Source organism: Acidovorax sp. GW821-FHT10E04 (assembly GCF_059415185.1).
Genome location: NZ_JBWKMT010000014.1, coordinates 1 through 5,766 on the forward strand (window position 1 = coordinate 1; position 5,766 = coordinate 5,766).

At 50.8% G+C, this 5,766-nt stretch carries 2 tRNA genes and 3 rRNA genes; all 5 read right to left on the bottom strand.

The annotated features are described in order from the left end of the window. Positions 1–12: 12 nt before the first annotated feature. Positions 13–125: ribosomal RNA gene (gene rrf, locus AC07OC_RS26025) — 5S ribosomal RNA — on the bottom strand. A 143-nt stretch (positions 126–268) separates the two neighbouring features. Then, a 23S ribosomal RNA gene (locus AC07OC_RS26030) occupies positions 269–3,147 on the bottom strand. Positions 3,148–3,518: 371 nt separating this feature from the next. After that, positions 3,519–3,594: transfer RNA gene (locus AC07OC_RS26035), tRNA-Ala, on the bottom strand. Between the two features lie 33 nt (positions 3,595–3,627). Beyond that, positions 3,628–3,704: transfer RNA gene (locus AC07OC_RS26040), tRNA-Ile, on the bottom strand. A gap of 91 nt (positions 3,705–3,795) precedes the next feature. Further along, positions 3,796–5,328, bottom strand: a 16S ribosomal RNA gene (locus AC07OC_RS26045). Together the 16S, 23S and 5S rRNA genes with 2 tRNA genes alongside form the textbook arrangement of a ribosomal RNA operon. Between the last annotated feature and the right edge of the window lie 438 nt (positions 5,329–5,766).

A 5,766-nucleotide genomic window follows, 5' to 3' on the forward strand; every position in this document is an offset into this window, starting at 1 on the left:
TGGGCTGTAAGAGCCTGACGATGACCTACTTTCACACGGGAACCCGCACTATCATCGGCGCAAAGTCGTTTCACTGTCCTGTTCGGGATGGGAAGGAGTGGTACCAACTTGCTATGGTCATCAGGCATAACTTGGTGCTGGGCTGTTCGTGGAACAGCCTGGCGAATTCATAGAGTATGGAATCAGATTTTGTGTCTTTTGACTGCGTCAACTTGGCATAACAATCTTTGAGCTTTGCACACTTGCGTGTGTTGGCTATCAAAGTTATAGGGTCAAGCCGCACGAGCAATTAGTATCAGTTAGCTTAACGCATTACTGCGCTTCCACACCTGACCTATCAACGTCCTGGTCTTGAACGACTCTTTAGGGGGCTCAAGGCCCCGGCAGATCTCATCTTGAAACGAGTTTCCCGCTTAGATGCTTTCAGCGGTTATCTCTTCCACACTTAGCTACTCGGCAATGCCACTGGCGTGACAACCGATACACCAGAGGTGTGTCCACTCCGGTCCTCTCGTACTAGGAGCAGGCTTCCTCAAATCTGCAGCGCCCACGGAAGATAGGGACCAAACTGTCTCACGACGTTTTAAACCCAGCTCACGTACCTCTTTAAATGGCGAACAGCCATACCCTTGGGACCGGCTACAGCCCCAGGATGAGATGAGCCGACATCGAGGTGCCAAACACCGCCGTCGATATGAACTCTTGGGCGGTATCAGCCTGTTATCCCCAGAGTACCTTTTATCCGTTGAGCGATGGCCCTTCCATACAGAACCACCGGATCACTATGTCCTGCTTTCGCATCTGCTCGACTTGTCAGTCTCGCAGTTAAGCACGCTTATGCCATTGCACTATCGTCACGATGTCCGACCGTAACTAGCGTACCTTCGAACTCCTCCGTTACGCTTTGGGAGGAGACCGCCCCAGTCAAACTGCCTACCATGCACTGTCCCCGATCCAGATAATGGACCTAGGTTAGAACCTCAAACACACCAGGGTGGTATTTCAACGTTGGCTCCATGAGATCTAGCGACCTCACTTCAAAGCCTCCCACCTATCCTACACAGATCTGTTCAAAGTCCAATACAAAGCTACAGTAAAGGTTCATGGGGTCTTTCCGTCTTTCCGCGGGGAGATTGCATCATCACAAACATTTCAACTTCGCTGAGTCTCAGGAGGAGACAGTGTGGCCATCGTTACGCCATTCGTGCAGGTCGGAACTTACCCGACAAGGAATTTCGCTACCTTAGGACCGTTATAGTTACGGCCGCCGTTTACTGGGACTTCAATCAAGAGCTTGCACCCCATCATTTAATCTTCCAGCACCGGGCAGGCGTCACACCCTATACGTCCACTTTCGTGTTTGCAGAGTGCTGTGTTTTTATTAAACAGTCGCAGCCACCGATTTTTTGCAACCCCGTTGGGCTCGCCTTGTACAGGTTCACCTACTTGGGGCATACCTTCTCCCGAAGTTACGGTATCAATTTGCCGAGTTCCTTCTCCTGAGTTCTCTCAAGCGCCTTAGAATACTCATCTCGCGCACCAGTGTCGGTTTGCGGTACGGTCGTCAATAGCTGAAGCTTAGTGGCTTTTCCTGGAAGCAGGGTATCACTCACTTCGTCTGCAAGCAGACTCGTTATCACCCCTCATCTAAGCCCGGCGGATTTGCCTACCAGGCACGACTACAGGCTTGAACCAACATATCCAACAGTTGGCTGAGCTAACCTTCTCCGTCCCCACATCGCACTATTGATCGGTACAGGAATATTGACCTGTTTCCCATCAGCTACGCATCTCTGCCTCGCCTTAGGGGCCGACTCACTCTACGCCGATGAACGTTGCGTAGAAAACCTTGCGCTTACGGCGAGGGGGCTTTTCACCCCCTTTAACGCTACTCATGTCAGCATTCGCACTTCTGATACCTCCAGCATCCGTTACCAGACACCTTCACAGGCCTACAGAACGCTCTCCTACCACTTGCAATAAATTGCAAATCCGCAGCTTCGGTAACTGGCTTAGCCCCGTTACATCTTCCGCGCAGGACGACTCGATCAGTGAGCTATTACGCTTTCTTTAAATGATGGCTGCTTCTAAGCCAACATCCTGACTGTTTTAGCCTTCCCACTTCGTTTCCCACTTAGCCAATTTTAGGGACCTTAGCTGGCGGTCTGGGTTGTTTCCCTCTTGAGTCCGGACGTTAGCACCCGGTGCTCTGTCTCCCAAGCTGTACTCGTCGGTATTCGGAGTTTGCATAGGTTTGGTAAGTCGCCATGACCCCCTAGCCTAAACAGTGCTCTACCCCCGACGGTAATACTTGAGGCACTACCTAAATAGTTTTCGGAGAGAACCAGCTATTTCCAAGTTTGTTTAGCCTTTCACCCCTATCCACAGCTCATCCGCTAGTTTTGCAACACTAGTCGGTTCGGACCTCCAGTACCTGTTACGGCACCTTCATCCTGGCCATGGATAGATCACTTGGTTTCGGGTCTACACCCAGCGACTGATTCGCCCTATTCGGACTCGATTTCTCTACGGCTTCCCTATTCGGTTAACCTTGCCACTGAATGTAAGTCGCTGACCCATTATACAAAAGGTACGCAGTCACCCTTGCGGGCTCCTACTTTTTGTAAGCATGCGGTTTCAGGATCTATTTCACTCCCCTCCCGGGGTTCTTTTCGCCTTTCCCTCACGGTACTGGTTCACTATCGGTCGATTACGAGTATTTAGCCTTGGAGGATGGTCCCCCCATATTCAGACAGGATTTCTCGTGTCCCGCCCTACTTTTCTCTACCTTAGTACCACACGTCTGTTTTCGCATACAGGGCTATCACCTGCTATGGCCGGACTTTCCATTCCGTTTTGCTAACAGTCGTGCTATCAATAGAAGGCTCTTCCGATTTCGCTCGCCACTACTTTCGGAATCTCGGTTGATGTCTTTTCCTCGAGCTACTGAGATGTTTCAGTTCACCCGGTTCGCCTCGCATGACTATGTATTCATCATGCGATACCTCTTGCGAGGTGGGTTTCCCCATTCAGAAATCTCCGGATCAAAGCTTATTTGCCAGCTCCCCGAAGCTTATCGCAGGCTATCACGTCTTTCGTCGCCTGTAATCGCCAAGGCATCCACCACATGCTCTTAGTCACTTGACCCTATAACTTTGACGTTTCTTGCGAAACACCGCCGTCTAATCTTTCAAGGACTTGCCAGGTCTTTCACCTGACGCGTTATGCCGTAAACAACTTCAACCCTTTCGAGTTGTCATCGTATTACTTAAGAATTTCAAACTAGGTTTGAATATTCGTTTTGACGCAATCAAAAATTCTTGTTGCTAGCGGCACGGTCTGCACTAAACCTTTACGAATGTGCAGTTTCCGCTAGCAACTCTGATTCGACTCTATGAATTTTTAAAGAACAGCCGATTGATCAATCGATATTGATCAACAACAAAGAAGCCTTAACCGTTTCCAGTCAAAGCCGCTTTGGTGTTGAGTAATCTTCTTACTACCTACTACCGCAGTGTTGGTGGAGGATGACGGGATCGAACCGACGACCCCCTGCTTGCAAAGCAGGTGCTCTCCCAGCTGAGCTAATCCCCCAGTGTCCTCATACCGTATCCGTGTATTGGAATTTGGTGGGTCTAGTTGGGCTCGAACCAACGACCCCCGCCTTATCAAGACGGTGCTCTAACCAGCTGAGCTACAGACCCATTCCTCAGCTCCGCGAATCGCTTCGCAGGTCTGTGGCTTGTTCCAACAACCGATAAGTGTGGGCGTTCAATCTTGAATGCAGTTTTCCAGAAAGGAGGTGATCCAGCCGCACCTTCCGATACGGCTACCTTGTTACGACTTCACCCCAGTCACGAACCCTGCCGTGGTAATCGCCCTCCTTGCGGTTAGGCTAACTACTTCTGGCAGAACCCGCTCCCATGGTGTGACGGGCGGTGTGTACAAGACCCGGGAACGTATTCACCGCGACATTCTGATCCGCGATTACTAGCGATTCCGACTTCACGCAGTCGAGTTGCAGACTGCGATCCGGACTACGACTGGCTTTATGGGATTGGCTCCCCCTCGCGGGTTGGCAACCCTCTGTACCAGCCATTGTATGACGTGTGTAGCCCCACCTATAAGGGCCATGAGGACTTGACGTCATCCCCACCTTCCTCCGGTTTGTCACCGGCAGTCTCATTAGAGTGCCCAACTGAATGTAGCAACTAATGACAAGGGTTGCGCTCGTTGCGGGACTTAACCCAACATCTCACGACACGAGCTGACGACAGCCATGCAGCACCTGTGTTACGGTTCTCTTTCGAGCACTCCTCTATCTCTAAAGGATTCCGTACATGTCAAAGGTGGGTAAGGTTTTTCGCGTTGCATCGAATTAAACCACATCATCCACCGCTTGTGCGGGTCCCCGTCAATTCCTTTGAGTTTCAACCTTGCGGCCGTACTCCCCAGGCGGTCAACTTCACGCGTTAGCTTCGTTACTGAGTCAGTGAAGACCCAACAACCAGTTGACATCGTTTAGGGCGTGGACTACCAGGGTATCTAATCCTGTTTGCTCCCCACGCTTTCGTGCATGAGCGTCAGTACAGGTCCAGGGGATTGCCTTCGCCATCGGTGTTCCTCCGCATATCTACGCATTTCACTGCTACACGCGGAATTCCATCCCCCTCTACCGTACTCTAGCTATGCAGTCACAAATGCAGTTCCCAGGTTGAGCCCGGGGATTTCACATCTGTCTTACATAACCGCCTGCGCACGCTTTACGCCCAGTAATTCCGATTAACGCTTGCACCCTACGTATTACCGCGGCTGCTGGCACGTAGTTAGCCGGTGCTTATTCTTACGGTACCGTCATGGACCCCCTTTATTAGAAGGAGTCTTTTCGTTCCGTACAAAAGCAGTTTACAACCCGAAGGCCTTCATCCTGCACGCGGCATGGCTGGATCAGGCTTGCGCCCATTGTCCAAAATTCCCCACTGCTGCCTCCCGTAGGAGTCTGGGCCGTGTCTCAGTCCCAGTGTGGCTGGTCGTCCTCTCAGACCAGCTACAGATCGTCGGCTTGGTAAGCTTTTATCCCACCAACTACCTAATCTGCCATCGGCCGCTCCGTCCGCGCAAGGCCTTGCGGTCCCCTGCTTTCATCCGTAGATCGTATGCGGTATTAGCAAAGCTTTCGCTCCGTTATCCCCCACGATCGGGCACGTTCCGATGTATTACTCACCCGTTCGCCACTCGTCAGCATCCGAAGACCTGTTACCGTTCGACTTGCATGTGTAAGGCATGCCGCCAGCGTTCAATCTGAGCCAGGATCAAACTCTACAGTTCGATCTTGATTTTTTCGCTCTTTCGAGCAACTCATAATTAAGAATTGAAGTGAACTTCACTTCTCTCTCATGAGCGTTTGTAGTGCTAAGCACTAGTTCCAAAGAACTTGGCACTCGCCATCAAACGCCCACGCTTATCGGCTGTATGTTTTTAATGAACCGGATCACTCACAAAGACCGTAGTCTTTCTTTGTTTTCCCGACTTAGCTGCGATCAGCTGAGCCTTGAATTCTAGCACAGTTTTTGAAGAACTGTCAAACTTTTGAAAACTTTTTTGTTTTCATCACCTTTCAAACTCAGCACCTTGCGGCATCCAGTTCTACTCAGCGAAGCCTTGAATTATATACCGGTTTTTACACCACCTACAACCCAAAACCAAACTTTCTTCTTCCACCTTCTCAGCCCCGGCAACCACAGGGCCTAGACCCCATCATCACCC